This window comes from Devosia sp. MC1541 (genome assembly GCF_012847305.1).
In the GTDB taxonomy this organism is placed as follows: domain Bacteria; phylum Pseudomonadota; class Alphaproteobacteria; order Rhizobiales; family Devosiaceae; genus Devosia.
In genome coordinates this window covers 165,400-187,821 of sequence record NZ_JABBDZ010000003.1, presented here as the reverse complement: position 1 = coordinate 187,821, position 22,422 = coordinate 165,400, and the positions used below count along the sequence as shown (strand labels likewise).

Here is a 22,422-nt window from a genome sequence, read left to right as displayed (position 1 = left end):
TTAGCACGTCAGGATAAGATGTGATGCTTTACCCTATTCCCGACTTATTTGACGCCGACGACTGGGCGACACGCTAGAGTGCCGCTTAAGATACACTCTAAGGCGGAGTCGGCAGCGCAGATTGCGCGCCCTACGTCACCCGAAACTTCAAGTCTTTGGACATTGCATGCGCACCGATAGTGATCACACGATTTATCTCAAGGACTATGCAGCGACCCCGTACCGGATCGTGTCAGTAGACCTCGATTTCTATATCACCGAGGAGAATACGCGCGTCCGCTCGCAGCTCACCATTGAACCGCGCGACGGCACCGAACCGGGCACTTCGCTGGTGTTGGATGGCGACGAGCTGGTGCTGAAATCCATCGCTATCGATGGCGCGCCTTTGGCGCTTTCAGCCTATCTGGCGGAACCGAATAAGCTGACGGTCGTCGAGCCGCCAAACCGCCGCTTCGTGCTGGAAGTTGAGACGAGCCTCAAGCCCGCTGAGAACACAAAGCTAATGGGTCTGTATCGCTCCAGCGGCACTTGGTGCACCCAATGCGAGCCCGAAGGCTTCCGCCGCATCACCTATTACTACGACCGCCCCGATATTCTCGCGCCGTTCAAGGTACGGATCACGGCGCCGCTCTCGGTCGCGCCGGTCTTGCTGTCGAACGGCAACCTCATCGATAAGGGGATTGCGGGCGACAATATGCATTTTGCCGTCTGGCAGGACCCGTTCCCGAAGCCGGCGTATTTGTTCGCGCTTGTCGCGGGTGATCTTGGTTCGATCCACGACAGCTTTACCACCATGAGCGGTCGCAAGGTCGAGCTCGGCATTTACTGCGCGCACGGCAAGGAAAGCGAATGCGACTACGCGATGGACAGCCTCAAGCGCTCCATGGTTTGGGATGAGAAGCGCTTTGGTCGCGAGTATGACCTCGACATTTTCAATATCGTTGCCGTTTCCGATTTCAACTTCGGCGCGATGGAGAACAAGGGTCTCAATATCTTCAACGATCGCCTCGTTTTCGCGAAGCCGGAAACCGCGACAGATGGCAATTACCACGGCATTGAACGGGTGATTGCGCATGAATACTTCCACAATTGGACCGGCAATCGCATCACCTGCCGCGACTGGTTCCAGCTGTGTCTGAAGGAAGGTTTTACCGTCTATCGCGATCAGGAATTCACCAGCGACGAGCGGAGCCGACCGGTGCAGCGCATCCATGATGTGCAGAATTTACGCGCCTCGCAATTCCCGGAAGATGCTGGTCCTTTGGCGCATCCGCCGCTTCCGGATAGCTTCCGCGAGATCAACAACTTCTACACCACCACCGTCTACGAAAAGGGCGCGGAAGTGGTGCGGATGCTAGCGACGCTGCTCGGTGAAGAGGGTTTCCGCAAGGCCTCGGACCTTTACTTCGACCGGCATGATGGGGAAGCCACGACCATCGAAGCTTTCCTCAAGGTGTTTGAGGATGCCTCGGGGCGCGACCTTAGCCAATTTGCCATCTGGTATCATGAAGCAGGGACGCCGAAGGTTTCTGTCTCCGATAGCTATGATGCCGCGAGCCAGACTTATACGCTGACGCTGAGCCAGACTATCGAGCCAACGCCCGGTCAGCCGACCAAACAGGACCGCGTTATTCCGGTGCGTTTCGGGCTTTTGGGTCCGAATGGCAGCGAGATGACTTGGACCGCGGTTTCTGGCGGGGTGGTTGAGGACGATCTCATCGTTCTCGACAAGGGTGAGATGACACTGACGTTTACGGGCGTTGCCAATAAGCCAGTGCCGTCGCTGTTCCGTGGCTTCTCGGCGCCAGTGAAGGTTGAGAGCAATCTCAGCCAGAACGATTTGTTGTTCTTGGCGCAGCACGACAGTGACCCATTTAACCGCTGGGATGCGGTGCAAACGGCCACCACGAAACTGATGGTCGACGCGGTCGCGGGCAAGGCTTGGACAGAAAGCGCCATCAGCAAGCTTGGTGCAGCGCTGGTTGATACGCTGGAAAACGGCAATCTTGACGATGCGTTTAAGGCGCAAGCGCTGGAAATTCCGGGCACGGGTGGCATTCTCCGCGCCATCGGTAAGGGGGTGAACCCCGAAGTTGTCCGTGACGTGCGCAACTCGCTGCTCCGCGAACTCATCGCGCCAATCGCTGATACGCTCGAAAAGCACTATCACGCGCTGGCGTCTGATGCCCCCTATTCGCCCGATGCAAAACCTGCTGGTCGACGGTCGCTGCGCAATCAGCTGCTGGTGTTGCTGGTGGGTGGTTCGGATCGCGGCGCAGCTTTGGCCAAGGCGCAATATGATAGCGCCGCCAATATGACCGATCGCTATGCGGCGTTGAGCTATGCTTCGGCCTATAACACTGCCGATGCACAGGCGATCCTTGGGGATTTCCGGACCCGCTTTACGGCAGACCCGCTGGTTCTCGACAAGTGGTTGATGGCCACGGCGATGTCGAGCGACGATGGTGTGGTGGAACGGATCAAGGCCATTATGACCGATCCAGAGTTCCCAAAAACCAATCCGAACCGTGTGCGGTCTCTGGTCGCCAGCTTTGCAATGAGCAATCTAGTGCAGTTTACGCGCCTCGACGGCAGCGGATTCCGCGTTGTGACGGACACCGTTGCGGAAATGGACAAGATCAACCCGCAGGTGGCCAGCCGCATTCTCACCGGGTTCCGGATTTTGCCAAACTTGGAAGCCCGCCGACAGGCCCTTGGTCGTTCTGCGTTGGAAAGCCTGCGCGCTCAGCCGAACCTCAGCCGAAACGTTAGCGAGATCCTCGACCGTATTCTCGCAGGCTAATATATTTACAAAACACCGAATTTGGCGGCGCACCCACGGGTGCGCCGCTTCATTATTCCTGAATTAGTACAACACTGGCAGCGTGCGTTCGCGAGACGTTCCGCGGGGCGATCTGTGGAGAACAATTTTTCTTCACCGCTAAGTGATTCAATCGACTCTCGTTTTTCCGCTGCCGCAAAAATTGCATTCAAACGAGGCTGGACAATCACAGGGTACATGATTCATACCTTGTTAAGGGCTGACCTTGTTGGGGCTTAACCCGTTTCAGTAGATGGAGAATTTTATGCGGTCGTCGGAGGTATCCGGCGCCGGCGCGCTTGGATTCCGCGCTGGCCAACTCAAAGCGAAGGATAAGCGTACTGCCCGCTTTGGCAATCGCTCGGTTGCATTGACCGCTTTTGCTGCTGCAGCTCTTTTCATCGTCTATGACGCAAATACGCTCCTCACCAACGGTGCTGACGGCATTGATGCCATCGGCGCATTGGTTGCCGCTGAGCTTGCTGCTCCAGCGCCCGATGTTATCGCCAGCGTCGCCAATGCAAGCATGATGACAGCATCGCCGCCGCCCGATGCGCTGACCGCAACTCCGGACACCGCGGTGCTTACCGAGATTGTCGGACACGGCGCGATTGCGCTTGGCCTTGCCGGGCTTGCGAGCTTTTTCGCAACGCGCCGACGCCGCGACGAAGATGTTTCTGAGATCGAAGCGCCCGTGGGCAGCTACGAGAGCCTATGCTCGGCAATTCCAATGGGACTTGCCTGCTGGACTGGCACTGGCGAGATGATCGTTTGCAACGCCGAATATCGCGCCCACCTCGACCACACTTCGGGCCAGCTGCGCTACAAAGAGGCCGTCAACGCGTTAATTGATGGCGGGCATATGAACACCGTCAGTGACGATGACAACGGCCGCCTGCTGGAACTCTACCGAGGCGATGGTACCTGCTTGCTGATTGACGAACGTCCGCTCGACGATGGTGGGTTTATGACGCTTGTCAGCGACATTACCGAACGCAAGCGCACCGAAGCCATGTTGGAAACCATCCGGCATGAGCAACGCCTGCTGGCGCGCAAGTATCACGAGGAAAAGCTCAAGGCGGAAGCGGCGAGCCGGGCGAAGACCAATTTCCTCGCCCATCTTAGCCACGACATTCGCACTCCGCTCAATCACATCATCGGTTTTGCCGATTTGATGCAGATGCAGATTTCCGGACCGCTCGGGGACGAGCGTTACGTCGAATATTCCCGCACCATCAAGAATTCCGGCGAGATCCTGCTGAACTCCTTCGCCGCTATTCTTGATCTGGCCGAGCTTGAGGGCGGGCAAAAGGCGCTGCGACATGATCCGGTGCTGCTCGACGAAGTTGTGCAGTCCGTTGTGGCGCGGTTCAAGCCGCAGACGCAGCGCGCGGGCATCCATTTTATCGTTGGCCCGCATACGGGCGCTGTTCTGCGCGGCGACCGTCTGGGTCTTACCCGTATGCTCGGCAATATCATGGACAATGCTGTTCGCTTCACCAAGACCGGTGGGCAGATCACATTGGCGACGTTTGCTGCCGACGATGGCGTTGTCATCGAGATCAGCGACACCGGCATTGGCATGAGCGAAGAGCGGCTTTCAACGCTCAGCCAGCCTTTTGCAATGGGCGACGCCACCTTCACCCGCACCAGCGGGCCAGGCTTGGGCATTTCAATCGCCCGCGCCATTGCCGAACTCTCTGGCGGCCATATCGCGATCGACTCGAGCCCATCGCTGGGTACGACCGTCGCGATCTCGCTGCCGCTCGACGCGGCAGCGGCACAACTCGCCGCTTAGCTAGAGCGCGTTAGCGCGCTCGTACCAAGCGGCGGCAGCGGCAGCGACTTCTCCTTGCATGTCAGCAATATCTGTCGCCAGCATGGCAAAGCTTGGGTAATGCACGAGCTGCGCCAAGAGGTCTTTAAACGCTGGCGACCACGCTTCCTCTTGAAAGGGCGACATGAGCGCAGAGCTCATCACCTGCAGGATCGTTGCATAGACCGACAAAATTTCAGCCAGACGTGCCCCCTCCGGGACAAGGCCAATCTCGCCGAGACGAGCGAGAACTCGACCTGTTTGTGCGCCCGGCAAGGCGATCTGGTTGAACGCGACAAGCTGGGCCGACTGCGCGATGAATTCGAGGTCCACCAGGCCGCCATTGGCGAGTTTCAGGTCGAAGGCGTGACGCGGCTTGCGCTCGCGGGCCATCAGCTCGCGCATGGTCACCACATCGTCGATGGTTTTTTGAACATCGCGCGGCCGCGCCATGATCTCATCCATTTCAGCGTGGAGACGCTTCTTGAGTTCGCCTGACGCGGAAACGACGCGCGCCCGGCTTAGCGCCAGATGTTCCCAAGTCCAAGCATTGCCCTTGTGATAAGCCTTAAAGCCCGCCAGCGACGAGGCAAGCGGCCCGGCATTGCCGGAAGGACGCAGGCGCATATCGGCTTCGTAAAGCACGCCTTCGCTTGTGGGCGCGGACACAGCCGAAACCAAGCGCTGGGTGAGGCGAGCAAAGTAATGGGATGCCGACAGGGGGCGCTCGCCATCACTCTCGATTTCTGGCGCGTCATAGAGCAGGAAGAAATCGAGATCTGATGCGTAGGTCATTTCGCGGCTGGCCATTTTGCCAAAGGCCAGGATGGCGACATCTGCCCCCGGAATGCGGCCATGGCGCACGGCGAACTCGTCCTGCACCTTTTCAAACAGGCGATGGAGGAGCGTTTCAGCAAGGGCCGTGAACTGCTCCCCTGCCCCTGCGGCGCTGACCGTGCCGGACAGGAGCCCAGCGGCAATGAGGAATTTCTGCTCCTGACCGATAATGCGGGCGCGGTCGATGAGCTCCTCATAGGAACGCGCGTCAGCCAGAAACGCGTCAACCTTGCCGACCAAAACGTCGCGATGGGTCACGTCATTGGCGAAAGCGGGATCGATTAACCCGTCCACGACATGGGCACGATGGATAACCGCTTCCGCCATGCGGGGCGCAGAGGCCATGAACTGAACCAGCAGTGTGCGCAATTGCTCGTGGTTACGCAGCAGGGCGAAGAGCTGCACACCGCCGGGTAGGCGCGACAGGAAGTTATCCATCCGCGCCAACGCTTCGTCGGCATTGCCCGCACGCCCGAGCGTGACAAGGAGAGAAGGAAGGAGCTCTGTGAGATGGGCGCGGGAGACGGAGGAGCGCGTTGCAGCGTAGGACCCGTAATGCCACTTCCGGACGGTCTCGATGGCCTTGTGGGCGTCAGCAAAGCCCATATTGGTGAGCGTTTCGAGGGTGCCCGGATCATCGTCAGAGCCGGTGAAGACGAGATTGCCCTCGCCCGAACCCAAGGTTTCACCCTCGGTGAACAGCTCAGCATAATACCGGGCAACACGCTCTAGGGCAGCGCGATAGCTGGCTTCAAACGTCTTGAGATCGGGCTCGCCCATCAAGCGGCCGATGACAGCGACGTCCTCTGGTGTGTCCGGCATAATATGGGTCTGCTCGTCGCGCAGCATTTGCAGACGATTTTCGATCGCACGGAGATACCAATAGGTGTCGGTCAGCTCTTTGGCGGTGCGCGGACTGATCCAGTTCGCCTCAGCCAAAGCGGCCAGAGCATAGGAGGTCGGACGCACGCGTAGCGACTTGTCGCGACCACCAGCGATGAGCTGCTGAGTTTGAGCGAAAAACTCGATCTCGCGAATGCCGCCGCGGCCGAGCTTGACGTTATGGCCTTCGACACGAATGTCGCCGACCTTTTTGGAAACGTTGATCTGGCGCTTCATCGCCTGAATGTCGGCAATGGTGGCGAAGTCGAGGTGCTTGCGCCAAATATAGGGTGCGAGGTCTTTGATAAAGGCGTCGCCGACCTGTTTGTCGCCAGCGCAAGGCCGCGCTTTGATCCACGCGGCGCGCTCCCAATTCTGACCACGCACTTCGTAATAGGCCATGGCGGAATCGACCGAAAGCGCGACCGGGGTCGAGCCGGGGTCGGGTCGTAGGCGCAGGTCTGTGCGGAAGACATAGCCGCCCAACTGCTGATCTTGCATGATGCTGACCAGTTTTTGGACCATGCGGGAATAGAGTTTCGTCGCTTCGCTCGGATCGGCCAAAACGGCTTTGTGCGGATCAAAAAACGCAACGATATCAATGTCAGAGGAGTAATTGAGCTCGCGACCGCCATGCTTGCCCAGAGCGAAGAGAGCGAGACCGGAATTGGCGGCGCAGGCCTCGTCGAGGGGGATGGTCAGCCGCCCCTTTTCCGCTGCCTGTCGCATGAGAAAATCGAGACCGGCCTCAAGCGCCGCGTCAGCAAGGTCGGACAGCGCCTCGGTGGAGCGTGCCGTCGTCCAGAGTTTGCCCACCTCGGCAACAGCGGCGAGCAGAGCGGTTTGCCCCTTGGCGCGCCGCAGCGAAACCATCAGCTCGTTCTCGTCAGAGGTTTGGCCGGCAGTTGCCACATCTGCCAGCAAGGCGGCGAAACTGGCGTCAGCGTCTCCCGACAAAGCGGTCGCCAACCACGACGCGTTTTTCCGCGCTAGATCGAGAAGATAGGGCGCTTGCTCGAGCAAGGGGCCAATAGCCACGGCATTGGCGGAAAAAACAGAGGCGTCACCATGCTCCAGCTCCGCAAGAAATGCATCGAACTGTGGGTGAGCGACGGCAGGAAGAGGAGAGAGCATATTTGACATGCTTAAGGCATAGCGCGCCGAAAAATGGCCGACAAGTCACACTGATAGCGCCAAGCGGCGAATTGTTTTGCCGCAGACGGTTAGCTGTTTGTCGGCAGCTCCAGAACGGCCCTTACGCCGGGCACATTGTCTTCAATGCTAAACCGGCCGTTATGCAATCGGGCGACCGCATTAACGAGCGCAAGGCCAAGACCAGAGCCGGGTTCAGACCGGCTAGTTTCGAGCCGCACGAAACGCTCAAGAACGCGCTCGCGGTCCTGCTCGGGAATACCAGAGCCATTGTCGCCCACGGCAATGCGGACAAAACCATTCTGGCGGGCCAGAGACACGTCAATACGCCCATTACTGCCATCTTCCGGCTTGGCATATTTGACGGCATTTTCGAGAAGATTGACCATCACCTGCCCGATCAATTCGCGGCTGGCATTGATGGTAATGCCGGGCTCAATATTGGCCACGACCTCAATGCCGCTGTCCTCGGCGACGGGGGCATAAAGTTCGGTCATATCTTCGACGATGGCAGAGATATCGGTCTCGACGAGAGTGCCGGATGGCGCGCCGGCCTCGGCGCGGGCGATCATCAATAGCGCATTGAAGGTGCGGATGAGGCGATCGCTTTCCGCGATGACCGTCTCCAGTGCCTGTTCGCGCGTCTCTTCGCTGGCGTTGTCGCGCAGCGCCGCCTCGGCCTGACTGCGAAGGCGGGTCAGCGGCGTTTTGAGATCATGGGCGACATTGTCTGTGACCTCTTTGAGGCCCTGCAGCAATTGCTCGATACGATCCATCATGGCGTTGAGGTTTGTCGCCAGACCGTCAAACTCATCATTGCGGCTCGTGACCGGCACGCGCTCCGACAAATTGCCGGACATGATTTTGGTGGAGGTTTCGCGGATCGTATCGATGCGTCGCAGCACGCGCCGCGCGGTCAGACCGCCAGCGATGATCGAGAACAAAATAATGCCGACCACGCCAACAAAGAAGCTCTGCAGGATGATGGCGGAAAAGCCGCGCTGCTGCCCAACATCTCGGCCCACCACAAGGCGCAGGCCACTCTGCAGCGTAATAGAACGCGCAATCGCTACGCCCGTGAACTTGGGCCGTTGCGGCGAACCATTCATCTCATCGAGCGGGTTTTCACGTTCATAATCAAAATTATAGACTCCGGGCTCCTGCAAAACCTCAGGCGGCATTTCGGTGACATTGCCCAGCATGTACTGGCCATTCACATCACCAAGGAAATAGAGCCCCGGTCCCGGTCGAGCGGAGATTTGGTTGACGGCCAGCGCCAAGGTCCGCAACCCGTCAGACGCTTCAATCTGGAGCAACTGCCGGATTTCACTGTCAATCTGTTTGGCTTGTTCGCGCTGGATTTGGAGCGCCGACTGCCACGAGATGAAGCCAATGAGCAGAATGGCGAAAACGCCGAAGATGGCAATGAAAGTTGCCGTCAGACGAACTGTGGATGTGCGCCAAACCTGAGCGAAATTGCGCAGCAATGCTCTAGTCCCGGATCATATAGCCAGCACCACGCACGGTATGTAGCAGCGGGGACGCATGGCCCTTGTCGATCTTTGAGCGCAGCCGGGACATATGGACGTCGATGACATTGGTCTGGGGATCAAAGTGATAGTCCCAGACGTTCTCGAGCAACATCGTGCGGGTCACAACCTTGCCCGCATGCTTCATGAGATATTCGAGGAGGCGGAACTCACGGGGCTGAAGAAGGATGGTTTCGCCATCGCGCTCGACTTTTCGCGATAGACGATCAAGCGACAACCCACCCACAGAATAGCTGGTGGCAGCTTCGGAGGGGCTGGAGCGGCGCGCCAGCACTTCGACACGCGCAAGCAACTCGGTGAAGGCATAAGGCTTGGTCAGGTAATCGTCGCCCCCTGCCCTCAGGCCGGTGACGCGGTCGTCGACTTCGCCAAGGGCGGAAAGAATAAGAACGGGGGTCTGATCGCCTTCGGCACGCAGGCTTTCAATGATGGACAGACCATCGCGGCGCGGCAGCATACGATCAACAATCAGGACGTCGTAGTCCATGCCCGAGGCCATCGCATAGCCGGTTTCGCCATCGGCAGCATGGTGGGTGACATGCCCTGCTTCATCCAAGCCTTGGATGAGATAGCTGGCCGCCTCGCGGTCATCTTCGATCAGCAGGATTTTCATGCCCAGTACCCCATCGGACAGAAGAAGCCCCGGAGCGTACTCCGGGGCTCAGGATCAATTATTCGGCGAGCGGCAGGCCGATGAAACGGGTCGCGCCATTACGGTCGACCATGATCAGAGCCGTATTCAAGCCCTTGCCTTTAACACCTTCAATGGCCTTGTCGAAGTCCGCAGCGCTGGCAACGCTTTGGTTGTCTACCTGGAGAATGATGTCGCCTGTTGCCAGACCGCGTTCGGCAGCTTGCGAGCCGTCTTCAACGCTCTGCACCAGCATACCGCCCGAACCGTCGCCGTTTGGCACCAGAGCCATGCCGAGGGTCTTGGTGACTTCTGGCTCAATCACTTCCGGCGCTGGCGCTTCTTCGTCGGTCGTCGCATTCGCGACTTCTTCAGTCAAAGTGCCCAGCTTAACTGAAAGCTTGGTCTCAGCGCCATCGCGCCACAGTGTCAGCTCCACGGTAGAGTCTGGAGCGTGGCTGGCAATGGTACGGCTCAGATCGAGGGCATCATCGATCTTTTCGTCATCGACCATGAGGACAATGTCACCAGCTTTGATACCGGCTGCCGCAGCAGGACCGTCAGCGCTTGGGTTGGAAATGATCGCACCGGTCGCGGTCGAGAGACCTACGCCCTCAGCGATGTCCTTGGTGACGTCCTGGATCGCAACGCCGAGATAGCCGCGCGTGACCGAGCCAGTATCAATCAGCTGATTGACGATCTGCTTAACGGTGCTTGCCGGGATGGCAAATGCGATACCGACGTTGCCGCCGTTTGGCGAATAGATGGCAGTGTTCACGCCAACCACTTCACCATTGACGTTGAACGCAGGACCACCCGAGTTACCGGTGTTCACGGCAGCGTCAATCTGCAGGAAATCGCCATAGCTCGAACCGCCGATGTCACGACCCTTGCCCGAGATAACACCAACAGTCACGGTGCCACCGAGGCCAAAAGGATTGCCGACGGCAACGACCCAATCACCAACACGGCTTGCCGTGTCTTCAAAGGTCACGAACGGCAGGTCTTCGCCTTCGATCTTGAGAACAGCCAGGTCAGTGCGTTCGTCAGTACCGACAACGGTTGCTACCTTTTCGGTGCCGTCTTCGGTGATAACGGTGACCTTGGTCGCGTCGCTCACAACGTGATTGTTGGTGACGACATAGCCGTCAGCGGAGATGATGAAGCCAGAGCCGGCAGCCATGAACTGGCGTGGGCGCGGCGCCCGGTCTGGTGCTTGGCCGCCACGTGGGCCACCGAATTGATCAAAGAAATCACGGAAGGGGTGATTTTCTGGCAAGTCAGGGAAATTGAACTCGAAGTTGAAGTCGCGGCCACGGCGCTCAACTTGGCGGCCAGGCGCTTCGGCTTCAACGAGAATGGAAACAACCGCAGGTTGGACGGCTTCAACCAGATCAGCAAAACCTTGCTGAACGTTAGCCTGAGGGACCACGATCTGAGCGGCATTCTGATACTGCGCGTTAGCCGCAGAGCCAGTCAAAACGTAAGCGCCAGTAACGCCACTCACACCAGCAATGATCGCTAGTGCGGATGCGCCGAGCCAGCGACGGGTGCGCGAAAGAACAGTCGAACGCATGAGAATGTATCTCCTAGGGTTAAGCTCAAACTCGCTTATGGGGATACATATGGAACGGCACGCCTTTCTTTGAAGTTGCGTGCACATTAAGCTTTAGCAATGTTGGCGGCGCGAATGTGGCGGGAAGCGTCCTACTTCCCGTTACGGAGTTCGTCGAGGGCAGCCTGCTCCTCTGCGGTCAGCTCGGTGATGCTGGTGCCAGAATGTTTACGGCGGGCAAACATTAAGCTGATCAAGCCGACGATTAAGAGCGCTGGCGCAGCGATCCACAACAGGATCGTATTGATGTTCAAACGCGGGTTGAGCAGCACAAATTCGCCGTAGCGATCGACCAAAAATTGCTCGACCTGTTCGTTGCTATCGCCTGCGACAAGGCGCTCGCGCACCAAAACCCGCAAGGATCGCGCCAGATCCGCGTCACTGTCGTCGATAGATTGGTTCTGACAGACCATGCAACGCAGACCCGCGGAAATATCGCGGGCCCTTTGTTCGAGAACAGGATCAGGCAAAATCTCGTCCGGACGCACGGCATAGGCCGTGTTGGTCAGCGACAGGAGAATAGTGACGAGTAAGATGAACCGCTTCATGCTGCGGCCTCCGCGACAGGCTTCTTCGCTGTCTGAGGCGCGCCAACGCGCAAACGACGATCAGTCAACGAGAGGAAGCCAGCGAAGGACATGACCAAACATCCGATCCAGATCAGAAGGATGTAAGGCTTGTGCCAAACGCGAATGACATGGGTATCATCCAGCGGCTCGCCGAGCTGCACATAGAGCTGGGAGAAACCATAGGAGTTGATCGCAGCCTCGGTGGTTGGCGAGCCCTGACCGACGTAATACCGGCGCTCAGCAGCAAGCTTTGAAACGTCACCGCTTGTGGAGGTCACCGTGAAGAAGCCAGTATCGGCCATGTAGTTTGGCCCCGGCACTTCGGCAAATTGATCGAAGGTAATCGTGTAGCCAGCAAGCTGAGCCTGCTCGCCCGGATTAAGCGTCGTCACCAACTCGCTTTCCCAAGCGGTAACACTGACAATCCCGAGAACGGTGATGCCCAAGCCCAAGTGGCCAATGGCGGTCGACCAAATGCTGCGCGGCAGCCCAGCCAGACGGCGTAGGCTATCCGAGAAACGGATGCGGCCAAGTTTGCTGCGCTCGATGAGTTCAGCAACGGACCCGAAAACGACCCAGAAGCCCAAGAGCAAGCCAATCGGCACCAGCGAAATCGAAACACCACCCAGCGCTGAGAGGAGAATGGTCAGGAATAGGGCCAAGCCACCGAGAGCGGCCAAACGCTGCGCCACGGCCACGATATCCGCACGCTTCCACGCCAACAAAGGACCGAAAGGCAGCAGGATAAGCAGCGGAACCATCAGAGCGCCGAAGCTGACGTTAAAGAACGGCGCACCAACGGAGATCGTCGTGCCGACCAAAGCGTCGAGCAGCATTGGGTAGAGTGTACCGACCAGGATTGCGCCGGTCGCGGTCGCGAGGAAGAGATTGTTGAGGATCAACGCTCCTTCGCGGCTGATGGGGTGGAACAGGCCACCCTGACGCAACGCTGGCGCGCGCACTGCGAACAAGACAAATGCCGCGCCAATAAGCACCGCCAGAATGGCAAGGATGACCATGCCGCGGGTCGGGTCGGACGCGAAGGTATGAACCGAGGTTAGAATACCGGAGCGGACGAGGAATGTACCGAGGAGCGACAGCGAGAAGGTGATGATGGACAGAAGAATTGTCCATATCTTGAGCGCGTTACGCTTCTCCATAACCAGCGCCGAGTGCAGCAATGCTGTACCCGAGAGCCATGGCATAAAGCTTGTGTTTTCAACCGGGTCCCAGAACCACCAGCCACCCCAACCCAACTCGTAATAGGCCCAGTATGAGCCCATGGCGATGCCGAGGGTCAGGAAGGTCCAGCTCAGCATGGTCCACGGACGCACCCAGCGCGCCCAAGCCTGGTCAATACGACCCGAAATCAGGGCCGCGATGGCGAAGCTGAAGCAGATCGAAAAGCCCACATAGCCCAGATACAGCAGCGGCGGGTGAATAGCCAAACCGATGTCTTGCAGCACAGGGTTGAGCCCTGCCCCTTCGAGAGGAGCCGGGTTCAGGCGCTCAAATGGGTTTGAGGTGAAAATCGTAAAACCGGCGAAGGCAGCGGTCATCAGGCTCTGGGAGCCGAGCACCAAGTTCTTCAAATCGCTCGGTAAATTGCGGCCAAACGCGGCGATCATCGCACCAAAGAGCACAAGGATCAGGACCCAGAGAACCATGGAGCCTTCGTGATTGCCCCAAACGCCAGAGATTTTGTAAATCAGCGGTTTGAGGGAATGCGAGTTGTTCGCCGCGAGCGCCAGACTAAAGTCCGACTCCATGAACGCCTGAACGATTGTGGCAAATGCTACAGCGACCAGCACCAGCTGGAAAATCGCCGCTTGGCTCAGAACGGCGGCGAGGCGATCGCCGCGTCGCCACAGGGTCAGGCCACCAACGGCACTAACGCAGGCCAGAGCAAAGGCAAGAATAAGCGCGAAGTGACCTAATTCGATGTTCATTCGGCCGCCTCTGGGTACCACTCGCCCTTTTCTTTGAGGGCTTCAACGACTTCACGCGGAACATAATTCTCATCATGCTTGGCGAGGACGTTGGTCGCAAGGAAGCTGCCGTCCGGCTGGATGCTGCCTTCTGCGACAACACCCTGACCATCGCGGAAGAGGTCGGGCAGAATGCCAACGAACTTAGCCGTGATCTGATCGGCACCATCTTCGATAATAAAAATATTGTCCTGACCGGAGCGAACCCAGCTCTTGTCCTGCACCATTCCGCCAAGGCGGATTGGCTGGCCAACAGCCACTTCCTTGGTTGAGATGTCAGCAGGCGTATAGAAGAACACGATCTGGTCGCGCAGCGCGGTCAAAACCAAAGTGGTCGCCAAAGCCAAGACAACAGCCAGGCCAGCAATAACAGCAATACGCTTCTGCTTACGGGTCATGCCCTTGCGACGGGCGGGAGCCTGCATGGTCATCGCGTGCCTCCATTCAATTTAAGACCGGCGCCGAGCGCCAGAGAGTCAAGTTCACCGCGATCAAAGGTCAGCGGATAGGCAACAACGGCAGCATCAAAAGCGCGCTGCGCATTATCCAAATCGTCTAGCACAATGTAGGACTGAACCAGTTGTTGCCATTCTTCGATCGTGCCGCCGGACGCATAGAGGCGTTCAGACAGGCCACCGACCATTGCGGCGATCATTTCATTTTGCTGCTCGAGCGTATTATCGACGCCGTCATTCTGCGCGACGACTAGGCCCTGACGAGCGGCGGCGAGCCACGGCTCCGTGCCTTCAGCCAAAGCAATCGCGGCGCTCCACAAGCGCTCAGCTTCGCGGTAATCTTCAACACGCATCGCTTCAGCCGCCAGATAAAGACGCGAGCGCGCATGTGTTGGATCTTCAGCGGCCTTTTGCAGAGCAGCAATTGCGTCTTCCGCGCCTGCTCCCGTCGGTTCAGACAAGCGCGCTTCGGCGAAGGCGGTCAGGAGCTCAGGCGTTTCGCCGCTCAGATCCATCAGCGTACGGAAAGCATTGGCGGCATCATCAAACCGACCCAACTGCATATACGCAGGGCCAATGACGGCCCAACCGCGCACATCGTCCGGTGTTTGCTTCAGGCGTTCTTCGATGCTCGCGATTGCAGCATCGAGATCGATCGACTGCGCAGCAACGTCCTGCCGCTCAGCAAGTGGGTTTGCTGGCAAGTCGGGACTACCGAGGAAGCCATAGATACCAAATGCGATCGCAGCAACCGCAACAGAGCCGGCGATAACTGGTGCACGACCCAGTTCGACACTCGACTTAGGGCGAGCATCTTTGCGTGCCCTGAGCATTTCCCGAGCCAGTTCGCCCTTCGCTGCGCGCGCCTGCTCTTCGTCGAGCTTGCCGCTCGCGAGGTCAGCATCAATGCCCTCTAGCAATGCGCGGAATTGATCCGTCTGCTCTGGCATTTGCGCTGTTGATGAATTGACCATTCTCCCAGCGCCCGCATAGACTAAAGCAACGCAGGCTGCGGCTGTAATGGCGATGGCAATAAACCAGAAAATCATGGGGCCTAAACGCTCGTCTGCCACGGTCGGCAATGGGTTTGCATGTATAGTCCGAATATGGCGAAATGCCACCCGTTGCCTGCTCAAAAATGGGGACGCTTTGCCACAGGATGGTCAGGCCATGGCAGCAATCCAAAATGACCAGTAAGCTTTATGACTTTGCCATCATTGGAAATAGTCCAGCGACTAAGCTCCTCGCGGCGCTCCTGACCCGTGATCACAAACGACGTTGTGTTTTACTCGGTGATAATCAGGTGCGCTTCAGGCTGCCACAGTTCAGCTGCAGCTCGTTTGCCCCACTGACGCGGCCCGAGCATTGGAGCCTGCTCGAACAGACCATTCTAGAAACACTCAAACTCTTGGGTCGAATAGGCGCAAAAGCCGCTATTCGACGCGGCAACGCCTTGTGTTTAGCTCAAAACCAATTGTCCCGAGAGACCCTCTCTCACATCCGCACAATGGTGGCCATACACGGCCACACAGCGCAGGTGACCGGCCCTCACCTATTGCCGAGCGATAGCATCGGTTTTTCTTTCGCTGACCAAGTCCACCTCGATCTCATTGGGGTTGAGCCTCATTTGAACCGCTGGCTGGATGACCTCGGCGTTCTTCGTGCGACAAGCCAGGGCCTAAAACTGCTCAAGGACGGGTCTTCGACATTAAGCATCGGAGACGAAACACTCGCGTTTCGGCAGACAATTTTCTTGGATGACCAAGCGTTAGTCGATCACCTACCTCTGCCTCAGTGGCCGCGCGTTGTCCGTCGACAAATCTATTCTAGCCTTCTCATTGCACCCAATCGGCCACTGGTAGCGCCCATGGTCTTTGACATCGACAGCGGGTCGTCCCTCGTGAGCCTGTCCGGGGGCGGTGTGAACCTGATGGCTGTCGGCGATACTACCCTCGCCTATGCTGATGCTGAGCGGCTGCTAGAGACCATTGGCGGCGGTGAAATCGTCGGGCAACGCCACTTCACGCGGCTCCTCACGACAGACGGCCTGCCGGCATTTGGGCGCGTGGGGATCGGTTCGGGCGCAGACGTTGTGTTGTCGGCGGAACCATATGCGAGCTTTTTGGTGCCCGCACTGGCGCGTTGGATCGGGGGCGTCCCAACGGAGACTGAAGCTGCATATTTTGCGGAACGCTTGGTCACACGCTCAAACAAATCGCTGTCAGAAGCTGTTCCGACACGCATAGCGAGCTCGTCATGAACCGAACTCCCGCCCGGCTCCCCGCCGACAGCGCAAGCGGCTTTTCAGGTCAGTGGATTGATCGGTCACGACCCGTAAGTTTCCGGCTCAACGGACGCATGTACTCGGGCTACGCTGGCGACACTGTTTACTCAGCGCTCGCCGCGTCGGGCATTATCAGCTTGGGTCTCCATTCTCGCTTTCCTATCGGTCTTGCAGCGCGATCGTTGCCTCACATTTATCCTGTCGAGGCGCTCAGCGATGTGGCCGCAGCATTTCCCATGGCGCGCACGCCGATCACGCCTGGAGCCAATTATGTCACGGCTCCCAAGCCCCCTATTGGCGGCCTCAGGAAACTTTTTCAAGGAGGACATACGCTCGGCCTCGCGCTCGATGGCGTTCGCCAAATTCAGCCGTGGCGCAACGCGACTGCGGCAGAGCACCTAGGCGCTGATGTGGTGATTGTCGGAGGCGGTGTTGCGGGGATGGCCGCAGCTCTAGCAGCGTCGCGCCGGAACTTGTCCGTTATTTTGATTGAGGCTGATCAAGCTCTAAGAGGACATTCCGGGCTGTTCGGCGCTCAAGAGGGCGAAGACAGCGCTGAAGCCGCCATGCTGCGTCTCAGCCAGACTGTCACCACCAACCACAATATTCGGGTCCTGCTCAACAGCCAGGCAATTGCTATCCGGCAAGGCATGGTGCGGGTGCATAGCATTGAGACGCATGGGGATGGTGTCACCAGCACACTACTCGACATCGCGGCCCCGCACTTGGTCATTGCCACAGGCTCCGTCGAGCGGCTCCCGCTCTTTTCAGGCAACCGCTTACCCGGCGTCATTGGCTCACTGGAAGCTTATGAGCTCGCGACCCGCTTCGGCATATGGCCGGGTCGCTCAGCGCTGTTTGCGACCAGCACAAACACGTCCTACCGCCTTGCCGTGAAGGCAAGAGAAGCGGGCATTGCCGTCAATCGAGTTTTAGATACTCGCCCCAATCCGGCTTCACGCTATATCGAGTTCAGCCGTGCTTACGGCTTGGTTCAGGTGCCGTCGAGTTACGTCGAACATGCGCGCTTCACCGGCTCAACTTTGCATGTGCACTTTGATAGTGCGAACCAAGAACCCGTCACGACGTCACGATTGATCGTCAATGGTGGGTGGCAGGCCAATCTGGACCTTTGGCATATGGCGGGAGGGAAGAGCCATTGGAACAGCAAAAATCACTGCCTTGAGGTTATCGGTGCGCTAGAGGGCATTGCCCTCGCCGGAAGCGTCGCCGGATATCAAACGCGGACCGCCTGTATCCAGAGCGGGGCTGATGCGATTGATCTTCTCTTCGGAAGCCCCAGAAAGCAAATTGAAGAGGTCTTGATAGACCCGCTCTATGAAACACCCGATGCGCCACTGGCCATCGCACGAACGGAAGCGTCCGTGCCAAGCTATTTGGATGCCAGCACGTCCTATCTCGCTCGACCACAATCGGTCCAGAATGCAGCCGACCCGCTGCCCGCAATATCCGAAATGGCCGTAGCGCTGTCCCTCAACGATATTACGGCAGCGACTTGTCTTGGCTGGATACCAGTCACCATGGCCAGCACGGTCGCGGCGGAACGCACTCCATCGCCGCCCTTAGGCCTGAAGACGGACCTCGAACCGACAGTACACGTGGCACCAAAAACGGATGTACCGACCTTTCTGTCGGGGCGTTACGGGGAGCAAACGAAGGTGGTAAAACTCTTCATCGCCGATCAGCGGATGGTTTCGAGCGGATCGTTGATCTTCCGTAACTCAGACAGCCGGGAGGCGGACAAAGCGATTGGCGTGGTGCTGCGGCACAATCCTGAAGGACCAATTGCGCTTTTAACGGCGGAGGCGTTCCAAGCGGCGCTCCCCGTTTCTATTCGAGATCAGGGCAGCACGATCGCTGCCCGGATCGAAAGCATTACCGATTAGCCACGACGCTCGGCAGCAGCGCGAGCACGGCGCAGGGTTTCGGCATATTCAGCGTTGAAACGAATTTCCGCCATCTGGATTGCCGCATCCAGTCGAGCGCCGTTCACAGTATCACTTGGATTCTGGCGAGCGGCGTCGAGGCAACGCTGAATGTGAATTTCTAATGCCTGCGCAGATTGGGTCCACGCTTGGTCATAGACCGCATTGAGCGCCAGTGACTCGCGGCTATCGCGCACGGCAGCCAGCAGATACATGCCGCTAATTGCGCTCAAAATCTTGTCGTTGTCCAAACGGTCAACGCCCTCGCGGGGCTTGCGCAGCGCCTGATTGAGATCTGGCACAACTTCCTTGAGGCGAGGCTCAACCCGATCAGAGACAGATTTGGTTAGTGCCGCCAGAACCTTCGTGGCCGAGCTACCGCGGGTGAACTCAATATTGCCGGTCAGCGCACGTACCAAGCGATGGTAGCGATCCAGCCCACGACAAACCATATCGACGTCCGCAAAGGGACCGCTCATCCGCAGATACTGAAGCTGGTTCTGCGCATGCGCCAAGAAGGCTTCCACAACCGGATTAAACCCATAGCGCGCTACAGCGTCATCCGTGTTCTTGCCACAGATCTTGAGCATGGCCGTAATCATGCGCGAGGGGTTCGACACATGTCCCAGTGCTGCCTGGAACATCAGGGCCGCCAGATGGGCATCCTTGAGAGGCATGGATTGAATGGCAGTCGCCATTGCAGCGTCGTCGTTGATCGCGTTGATCGCCTTCCCGAACGCCTGCGCCTTTGGCAAAAGCGAGCGCGCGCGCAGCGCCGACATGACGACTTCGATTTCTTCGCGTGCTTTGTCGCGACCGTATTGCGCGCGGAAACGATGGAGGCGCTCGATATCGCCATCAACCTCGTCAAGCGCTGCGCGCATACGTTGGAGAATTTCGGGAATTGCGGGGGCTAGGTCACCAGACCGTAAAGTACCCTTTTCGACCGCGGCAGCTGAAACAATGTCACTGGACAGGTCACGCAGGACCCAAGTCCAAGCTGCGTCGGCGGCATCGCGACTAATCGAACCTGAGAATGAGTAGAGCACCGGCTCTTCAACAAGGATCGGATCAATAAGCCCGCAAAAAGGCTTCGAGCGGGCAGATGCGCGGCTAGAGGAACGGCTCGGCACAGACGCTGGTACGTCAGTTTTTGGGGCGGTCTGGCTCATTGACACTTCAGGTTTGGGGTAGTCCTAACCCCAAACCTAAATGGCGATGGTAAATAAACTTTTTCTTTCTTGACCCAAATATGGATCAAGCTGCGCTCTGGACCACGTTCCAGTTGCCAGTACCCTCGCGGCAGGCCGTGCCTTTTTTCACATATTCAGCGCCATTGATCTTCACGGTATGCGTGAAATCGCGGCAATCGAGATTGTTGACACGTACGTAAGGGCCAACGGCTACCGAGCCAGTTGTGCCACGATCACCAGCCCACTGACGCGGTGCGCCTGGACGGCCAAACTGCAGCGCATAGAATTGTGCGCTATTGGCTTCACTCGAATCCTTGGCGGTCATCAGGCTGACTGCTGCCGGGTCAACGAAGCCGTTGGCGATGGAGGTTGTCAGGCGTGCTGTCTGTACGACCTGTGCGGCAGCAGGCACCATCGGCTGCATCACGACCGGCGCCTGTGCGACCGGCGCTTGATAAATCTGCTGGGGCGCATTGCCAGTGCTCGAACAGCCCGCAAGGGCCAAGGCCAACAGCGGAGCGGCAATTAAAGCGGTGCGATTCATATTCAAACTAGCCCTCACGGTCAATCTGTCGGTACTTGTTGGCCTATTGCGGCGAAAGTGCGTCACCCGGCATTTTGCCGTGTCACACTTCCTAGACGCGCGGAGGGCAGCCGGAGTTCCACCAAGAGCCCGCCTAATGTTGATCGCTTCAAGTCCAAGCTGCCACCATACACGTCGACAAGCTCTTTGACGATATCCAGCCCGAGACCACTCCCGGGAGTCTTTTCGTCTAAACGCACGCCACGACGCAAAACTTTCTCTGCCTCCTCGGCAGACAATCCTGGACCGTTGTCATCAATGGTCAGGAGCAACTGAATTGTCCGGTCTTTTCGCTCGGTGAGAAATTTCACCTGCACTTCGCCGTTCGACCACTTGCAAGCGTTGTCGATGAGGTTGCCCGCCATCTCCTCAAAGTCCTGCTCGTCGCCGCGGAACCAGGGGAGTTTGGGGTCAATGGGATCGAGCGTCACCGTCGTGTCACGATGAATCTTATCCATCACGCGACACAGCCGCTCCAAAGCCAACTTCGCATCGGACTTTTTGCCAACGACGGAGGTGCGCGCGGCCAGGCGTGCGCGATCGAGATAGGTCGAGACCATCGTGCCCATCTTCTCGAGTTCAGCGGTCACAACTTGCGCCAGGGGACTTTTGTCGCTCCCGGCCTCATTGCGCAGCACGGCAATGGGCGTTTTTAGTCCATGGGCAAGATTGCCCACTTGGCTGCGCGCCCGCTCAATAATCTGCGTATTCGACCGGAGCAGCGCGTTGACCTCTTCTGCCAAAGGCGCAATCTCAACCGGATAGGTCCCTGAAATTTCTGGACTATCCCCCTCGCGCACAGCCTCCACCGCATCGCTCAGTCGAGAGATTGGTCGCAGGGCAAAACGCGCGATCACCGCACTCATAATCGCCAGCATGGCCCCGACCGCCCCTAGCACGATAAACGCTTGGTAGCGGAAGATTCCCACCTGTTCGAGAATCTGAGTCAGATTGCCTGAGACCGCAATAAAGTACCGCTCTTGATTGAGGTAGACGGCGCGCTCAATCACCCTCAGCTTGGTGCCAAAGGCATCTTCCACCACGGCGCTGCGGCGTCCCATGATGTCGAGCGGGTTTGAAAGTTCCGGCAAGTCGATACCGACAACGGAGTCCGAGAGGTTGACCAGTTCCCCCAGATCATTCCGGATAATCCAATACCAGCCAGACCGTGGTCGGCCGAAACGCGGATCGGCGAGCGCAATGCCAAGGTCACTTGGATCACCGGCTTCGAGGAGAGCTGCTGTAAGACCTTCGACGTTGAAGTCGACCTGCTCTGCAAGTGTACGGTCTTGTGAGCGCGAATAGAGTTCGCCCAGCAGAAAGCCTGTGGCGACGAGCGCCACCACGAGCCAGATAGCCGAGAAAATGAACAGCGAGGCCGCTATGGAGCCTTTACGCAGCACGAGCCGACCTCACGCGGCGCCATCGCCGACGATCTTATAACCCAACCCGCGCACGGTCTGAATGCAATCTTCCGGCAGCTTCTTGCGCAACCGGCCAACGAACACTTCGATAGTGTTGCTGTCACGATCAAAGTCTTGATCATAAAGGTGTTCGGTCAGTTCAGTGCGCGAGATGACCTTGTCCTTATGGTGCATCAAATAGCTCAGAACACGCAGCTCATGGCTGGTGAGTTTGATGGCGCTACCATCAACTGTAACCTTGCCCGATTTCACATCCAGGCGTACCGGACCGCAGGAAATTTCATTGCTCGCGTGACCCGCCGCGCGCCGCACGAGGGCGCGCACGCGCGCCAGCACTTCTTCCATGTGGAAGGGTTTGGCGACGTAGTCGTCAGCGCCCGCATCAATGCCTTGAACCTTGTCGCTCCAGCGGTCCCGCGCCGTGAGCAACAACACCGGCATTACCCTGCCGGCGCGACGCCATGCTTCGAGCACCGAAAGCCCGTCCATTTGCGGCAGACCAATGTCGAGGATCACAGCATCATAAGGTTCGGTGTCACCGAGAAAGTGCCCCTCTTCGCCGTCAAACGCGACATCCACCGCGTAGCCAGCTTCCAGCAAGGATTCTTTGAGTTGGCGGTTGAGATTGACGTCGTCTTCGACAACCAGAATGCGCATCCATTGACCCCGATAGAAA

The 22,422-nt window shown here is 58.1% G+C and carries 16 protein-coding genes; 4 read left to right on the top strand and 12 right to left on the bottom strand.

Features of this window, described 5'->3' with window-relative positions:
* The first annotated feature begins 166 nt into the window (after positions 1-166).
* The gene (gene pepN, locus HKD40_RS05300; protein WP_169194689.1) at positions 167-2,803 is read left to right on the top strand and encodes an aminopeptidase N; all 2,637 of its coding nucleotides are present in this window, start codon (positions 167-169) and stop codon (positions 2,801-2,803) included.
* Between the two features lie 283 nt (positions 2,804-3,086).
* Positions 3,087-4,619 (top strand): PAS domain-containing sensor histidine kinase, encoded by a 1,533-nt coding sequence (locus tag HKD40_RS05295; RefSeq protein WP_169194688.1) that lies wholly within the window; start codon positions 3,087-3,089, stop codon positions 4,617-4,619.
* Here the strand turns inward: HKD40_RS05295 and HKD40_RS05290 are convergent, their stop codons facing one another.
* The 8 genes from HKD40_RS05290 to ccmI form a co-directional block, all read right to left on the bottom strand.
* The gene (locus HKD40_RS05290) at positions 4,620-7,490 is read right to left on the bottom strand and encodes a bifunctional [glutamine synthetase] adenylyltransferase/[glutamine synthetase]-adenylyl-L-tyrosine phosphorylase (RefSeq protein WP_169194687.1); all 2,871 of its coding nucleotides are present in this window, start codon (positions 7,488-7,490) and stop codon (positions 4,620-4,622) included.
* Between the two features lie 89 nt (positions 7,491-7,579).
* Positions 7,580-8,995, bottom strand: a complete 1,416-nt coding sequence (locus HKD40_RS05285) for an ATP-binding protein (RefSeq protein ID WP_169194686.1) — start codon at positions 8,993-8,995, stop codon at positions 7,580-7,582.
* Between the two features lie 4 nt (positions 8,996-8,999).
* Positions 9,000-9,671: a response regulator transcription factor gene (locus tag HKD40_RS05280; RefSeq protein ID WP_169194685.1), complete on the bottom strand. Its 672-nt coding sequence runs from the start codon at positions 9,669-9,671 to the stop codon at positions 9,000-9,002.
* A 58-nt stretch (positions 9,672-9,729) separates the two neighbouring features.
* A complete protein-coding gene (locus HKD40_RS05275; RefSeq protein WP_169194684.1) occupies positions 9,730-11,265 on the bottom strand; it encodes a Do family serine endopeptidase in 1,536 nt (511 codons plus the stop codon).
* A gap of 131 nt (positions 11,266-11,396) precedes the next feature.
* Positions 11,397-11,852 (bottom strand): cytochrome c-type biogenesis protein, encoded by a 456-nt coding sequence (locus tag HKD40_RS05270; protein WP_169194683.1) that lies wholly within the window; start codon positions 11,850-11,852, stop codon positions 11,397-11,399.
* Positions 11,849-13,822 carry a heme lyase CcmF/NrfE family subunit gene (locus tag HKD40_RS05265; RefSeq protein ID WP_169194682.1) on the bottom strand — a complete coding sequence of 658 codons (1,974 nt, stop codon included), beginning with the start codon at positions 13,820-13,822 and terminating at the stop codon, positions 11,849-11,851. The genes HKD40_RS05270 and HKD40_RS05265 overlap by 4 nt, the downstream gene beginning before the upstream one ends.
* The gene (ccmE, locus tag HKD40_RS05260; RefSeq protein WP_248305915.1) at positions 13,819-14,292 is read right to left on the bottom strand and encodes a cytochrome c maturation protein CcmE; all 474 of its coding nucleotides are present in this window, start codon (positions 14,290-14,292) and stop codon (positions 13,819-13,821) included. The genes HKD40_RS05265 and ccmE overlap by 4 nt, the downstream gene beginning before the upstream one ends.
* Complete coding sequence (gene ccmI / locus HKD40_RS05255) at positions 14,289-15,365, bottom strand: c-type cytochrome biogenesis protein CcmI (RefSeq protein ID WP_169194681.1); 1,077 nt, start codon at positions 15,363-15,365, stop codon at positions 14,289-14,291. The genes ccmE and ccmI overlap by 4 nt, the downstream gene beginning before the upstream one ends.
* A 137-nt stretch (positions 15,366-15,502) precedes the next feature.
* Between ccmI and HKD40_RS05250 the strand changes: the two genes are divergently transcribed.
* Both HKD40_RS05250 and HKD40_RS05245 read left to right on the top strand, forming a co-directional pair.
* A complete protein-coding gene (locus HKD40_RS05250; protein WP_169194680.1) occupies positions 15,503-16,576 on the top strand; it encodes a hypothetical protein in 1,074 nt (357 codons plus the stop codon).
* A complete protein-coding gene (locus tag HKD40_RS05245) occupies positions 16,573-18,507 on the top strand; it encodes an FAD-dependent oxidoreductase (protein WP_169194679.1) in 1,935 nt (644 codons plus the stop codon). Before HKD40_RS05250 ends, HKD40_RS05245 begins: the two co-directional genes overlap by 4 nt.
* Here HKD40_RS05245 and HKD40_RS05240 read toward each other — a convergent pair.
* From HKD40_RS05240 to HKD40_RS05225, 4 genes are all read right to left on the bottom strand, one after another.
* Positions 18,504-19,718, bottom strand: a complete 1,215-nt coding sequence (locus HKD40_RS05240; protein WP_169194678.1) for a hypothetical protein — start codon at positions 19,716-19,718, stop codon at positions 18,504-18,506. The genes HKD40_RS05245 and HKD40_RS05240 overlap by 4 nt on opposite strands.
* A gap of 85 nt (positions 19,719-19,803) precedes the next feature.
* A complete protein-coding gene (locus HKD40_RS05235; protein ID WP_169194677.1) occupies positions 19,804-20,283 on the bottom strand; it encodes an RT0821/Lpp0805 family surface protein in 480 nt (159 codons plus the stop codon).
* A gap of 62 nt (positions 20,284-20,345) precedes the next feature.
* A complete protein-coding gene (locus HKD40_RS05230) occupies positions 20,346-21,725 on the bottom strand; it encodes a HAMP domain-containing sensor histidine kinase (protein WP_169194676.1) in 1,380 nt (459 codons plus the stop codon).
* A gap of 9 nt (positions 21,726-21,734) precedes the next feature.
* Complete coding sequence (locus HKD40_RS05225) at positions 21,735-22,403, bottom strand: response regulator transcription factor (protein ID WP_169194675.1); 669 nt, start codon at positions 22,401-22,403, stop codon at positions 21,735-21,737.
* Between the last annotated feature and the right edge of the window lie 19 nt (positions 22,404-22,422).